The following is a 4,337-nucleotide window of genomic DNA, read 5'->3' as shown; positions in this document are numbered from 1 at the left end:
GGCGACTCCTACACCATCATGATTCCGCCGCCGAACGTCACCGGTAGCCTGCACATGGGTCACGGTTTCAACAACGCGATCATGGACGCGCTGATCCGTTTCCGCCGCATGCAGGGTCGCAATACCCTGTGGCAGCCGGGTACCGACCACGCCGGTATCGCCACGCAGATGCTGGTGGAGCGTCAACTCGAAGCCCAGGGCCAGAATCGCCACGATCTGGGCCGCGAAAAATTCCTCGAGAAAGTCTGGGAGTGGAAGGATCAGTCCGGCGGCAACATCAGCCGTCAGATCCGCCGCCTCGGCTCGTCCGTTGACTGGAGCCGCGAGCGCTTCACCATGGACGACGGCCTCTCGGAAGCGGTCAAAGAAGCGTTCGTGCGCCTGCACGAAGACGGTCTGATCTATCGCGGCAAGCGTCTGGTCAACTGGGACACCAAACTGCACACGGCGATTTCCGACCTCGAAGTGGAAAACCACGACGAAAAAGGCTTCCTGTGGAACCTGAAGTACCCGCTGGCCGACGGCGTGAAAACCGCTGAAGGCAACGACTTCCTGATCGTCGCGACTACCCGTCCGGAAACCATGCTCGGCGACTCCGCCGTCGCGGTTAACCCGAACGACGAGCGCTACCAGGCCCTGATCGGCAAGTTTGTCGAGCTGCCACTGGTTGGCCGCCGCATCCCGATCATTGCCGACGACTACTGCGATCCTGAATTCGGCACCGGCTGCGTGAAAATCACCCCGGCCCACGATTTCAACGACTACGAAGTCGGCAAGCGCCACAACCTGCCGCTGCTGAACATCTTCGACAAGAACGCCAACGTGCTGCCGGCAGCCCAGGTGTTCAACCTCGACGGCACGCTGAACGACAGCATTGATGGCGCGATTCCGGCTGAATACGCCGGCCTTGAGCGTTTTGAAGCGCGTAAGCAGATCGTCGCTGCGTTCGACGCCGCCGGCCTGCTGGTCAGCGTCAACGACCACGGCCTGAAAGTGCCGAAAGGCGATCGCTCCGGCACCATCATCGAGCCGTGGCTGACCGACCAGTGGTACGTATCGACCAAGCCTTTGGCCGAGCCTGCGATTGCCGCCGTTGAAGACGGTCGTATCCAGTTCGTGCCGAAGCAGTATGAAAACATGTACTTCTCGTGGATGCGCGACATCCAGGACTGGTGCATCAGCCGTCAGCTGTGGTGGGGCCACCGGATTCCGGCCTGGTACGACGAGTCGGGCAAGGTCTATGTCGGTCGCGACGAAGCCGAAGTGCGTGCCAAGCACAACCTCGGCCCGGACGTGGCGCTGCAGCAAGACAACGACGTACTCGACACCTGGTTCAGTTCCGGCCTGTGGACCTTCTCCACGCTGGGCTGGCCTGAGCAGACCGAATTCCTGAAGAAATTCCACTCCACCGACGTGCTGGTGACGGGCTTCGACATCATTTTCTTCTGGGTTGCCCGGATGATCATGCTGACCATGCACCTGATCAAGAACGAGGACGGCACCCCGCAGGTGCCGTTCAAGACCGTTTATGTGCACGGTCTGGTGCGTGATGGCCAAGGCCAGAAAATGTCCAAGTCCAAGGGCAACGTCCTTGACCCGCTGGACATCATCGACGGTATCGAGCTGGAAGAACTGGTGCAGAAACGCACCTCAGGCCTGATGCAGCCGAAACTGGCGAAGAAAATCGAGAAGCAGACCCGCGACGAGTTTGCCGACGGTATCGCCAGCTATGGCACCGACGCCCTGCGCTTCACCTTCTGCTCGCTGGCTTCGACCGGTCGCGACATCAAGTTCGACATGGGCCGCGTTGAAGGCTATCGCAACTTCTGCAACAAGATCTGGAACGCCGCACGTTACGTTCTGGACAAGGGTGAAGACTGCGGCCAGAACGGCGAAGCCTACGAGCTGTCGCTGGCGGATCGCTGGATCATCTCGCAGCTGCAACGCACCGAAGCCGAAGTGACCCGTCAGTTGGATCAGTTCCGTTTCGACCTCGCCGCGCAAGCGCTGTACGAGTTCATCTGGAACCAGTACTGCGACTGGTACCTGGAATTGTCCAAGCCAGTGCTGTGGGACGAGAACGCCCCGGTTGAGCGTCAGCGCGGCACTCGCCGTACGCTGGTGCGGGTACTGGAAGTGGCGCTGCGCCTGGCGCATCCGTTCATGCCGTTCATCACTGAAGAAATCTGGCAGCGCATCGCGCCGCTGGCCGGCATTCAGGGCAAGACGATCATGCTGCAAGCGTGGCCAGTGGCCAACGAAGAACGCATCGATCCGGCCGCCGAAAATGACATCGAGTGGCTCAAGGAACTGATGCTCGGCACGCGTAACATCCGTGGCGAAATGAACATCGGCCCGGGCAAACCTCTGCCGATCTACCTGAAGAACGTCAGCGCTGAAGACCAGCGCCGTCTGACCGAGAACGAAGCGCTGCTGAAGAAACTGGCGCGTCTGGAATCGATCACTGTTCTGAAGGCTGGTGAAGAAGCGCCGCTGTCCGCGACCGCGCTGGTTGGCGAGATGGAAGTGCTGGTGCCGATGGCCGGTCTGATCGACAAGGGCGCTGAGCTCGCGCGTCTGGACAAGGAAATCCTGCGTCTGCAGGGTGAAGTCCAGCGCGTTGGCGGCAAACTGTCCAACGCCGGTTTCGTTGACAAGGCCCCGGCTGAAGTCATCGAGAAAGAACGCGCCAAACTGGCCGAGGCTGAACAGGCCCTGGGCAAACTGGCCGAGCAGCATGCGCGGATTGCCAGCCTGTAAGGGCAAATCGCAATGAAAAAGGGAGGCCCGGGTGGCCTCCCTTTTTTATTCCTGATCACCACGAATCCCCTGTGGGAGCGAGCCTGCTCGCGAAAGCGGTGGGTCAGTCGACAAATCTGCCGGATGTGAAACCGCCTTCGCGAGCAGGCTCGCTCCCACAGTTTGAACGGTGTTGCCTTTAGATGTGGGACAATACCCGCCACTTTCAGCCATACCCGAATCGACCACGCCCATGAACGCCCCCCGCACACCCAAACCTGCGCGCAAGAAGCCTGACTCCGCGACCCCGGCCAAAGCCGTTGCACCGCGCGAAAAGGCCAGCCTGCACCCGCGCAATCGCCATCAGGGTCGTTATGACTTCCCGGCGCTGATCAAGACCACGCCGGAACTGGCGAAGTTTGTGATCACCAACCCGTACGGCAAGGAAAGCATCGACTTCGCCAGCCCCGATGCGGTGCGCGTGTTCAATCGGGCGCTGCTCAAGTCGTTTTATGGCATCCAGCATTGGGACATCCCGGCGGATTACCTCTGCCCGCCTGTGCCGGGCCGTGCCGATTACGTGCACTTCCTCGCGGATTTGCTGGCGAGCATGAACGACGGCAAGGTCCCGCGCGGCGCCATCGTCAACGTGCTGGACATCGGCATGGGCGCCAACTGCGTGTATCCGCTGATCGGTAACAGCGAATACCGCTGGCACTTCCTCGGTTCGGAGATCGACCCGACGGCCGTGGCTGCTGCCAAGGCCATCGTTCAGTCCAACGACCTGAGCAAGGTCATCCAACTGCGCCAACAGGAAAACCGCAAGCACATCCTGATTGGCTTGCTGGAGCCAGGTGAGCGTTTCGACCTGACCATGTGCAACCCGCCGTTCCACGCCTCGATGGACGAAGCGACCAAGGGCAGCGAGCGCAAATGGCGCGCACTGGGCAAGGCTGATCCGAAACGTAAACTGCCGGTGCTGAACTTCGGCGGGCAGTCGGCGGAGTTGTGGTGTGAAGGCGGGGAAGCGCGTTTTGTGACGCAACTGATCGCCGAAAGCGCGAACTTCCAGCACAAAGTGTTGTGGTTCAGCACGCTGGTCTCGAAAGCCTCGAACCTGCCCGCCATTGAAACTGCGCTGAAGAAGGCTGGCGTACTGGAAAGCCAGGTCGTAGAGATGTCGCAGGGGCAGAAGCAGAGCCGCTTCGTGGCGTGGACGTTCCAGACCAAGTCCGAGCAGCAGATCTGGCGCCGCGAGCGCTGGACGCGCTGACACCTGCGTCGTTGTCCCTGTAGGAGCTGCGGCACGCTGCGATCTTTTTTGATCTTGACCCTGAAGAGCCAGATCAAAAAATCGCAGCCTCGTTTCACTCCACAGCTCCTACAGGCGGCGTAACGCCTCGCCAAATCGCAGACACAAAAAAACCGTGCCCGGATCACTCCGGAGCACGGTTTTTTATTGCTGCGTCTTACTTGTTCACAGCGTCGGTCAGGCCTTTGGCCACAACCAGCTTGATCACTTTCTTCGCAGGGATTTCGATGGCAGCGCCAGTCGAAGGGTTACGGCCAGTGCGGGCAGGACGCTCGGTCACTTTCAG

Annotated in this window: 3 protein-coding genes; 2 read left to right on the top strand and 1 reads right to left on the bottom strand. The window is 60.4% G+C overall.

The genetic code is table 11. The features are described from left to right. On the top strand, positions 1–2,760 hold a 2,760-nt coding region (locus ACIPIZ_RS10065; RefSeq protein ID WP_401165160.1), incomplete at its 5' end, for a valine--tRNA ligase. Positions 2,761–2,992: 232 nt separating this feature from the next. Further along, positions 2,993–4,012, top strand: coding sequence for a 23S rRNA (adenine(1618)-N(6))-methyltransferase RlmF (gene rlmF / locus ACIPIZ_RS10060; protein WP_150646930.1), 1,020 nt, complete (start codon positions 2,993–2,995; stop codon positions 4,010–4,012). 196 nt (positions 4,013–4,208) lie between these two features. Here rlmF and ACIPIZ_RS10055 read toward each other — a convergent pair. Continuing rightward, the coding region (locus ACIPIZ_RS10055) for an HU family DNA-binding protein (RefSeq protein ID WP_401165165.1) at positions 4,209–4,337 on the bottom strand (129 nt) is incomplete at its 5' end.

The sequence above is a fragment of the Pseudomonas sp. NPDC087690 genome (assembly GCF_044743175.1).
Taxonomy (GTDB): Bacteria; Pseudomonadota; Gammaproteobacteria; order Pseudomonadales; family Pseudomonadaceae; genus Aquipseudomonas.
This window is presented reverse-complemented; position numbering and strand designations above follow the sequence as displayed.

Excerpts from the sequence above, each read along its gene's own strand:
- rlmF (WP_150646930.1), top strand. The coding sequence starts at position 2,993 with ATGAACGCCCCCCGCACACCCAAACCTGCGCGCAAGAAGCCTGACTCC.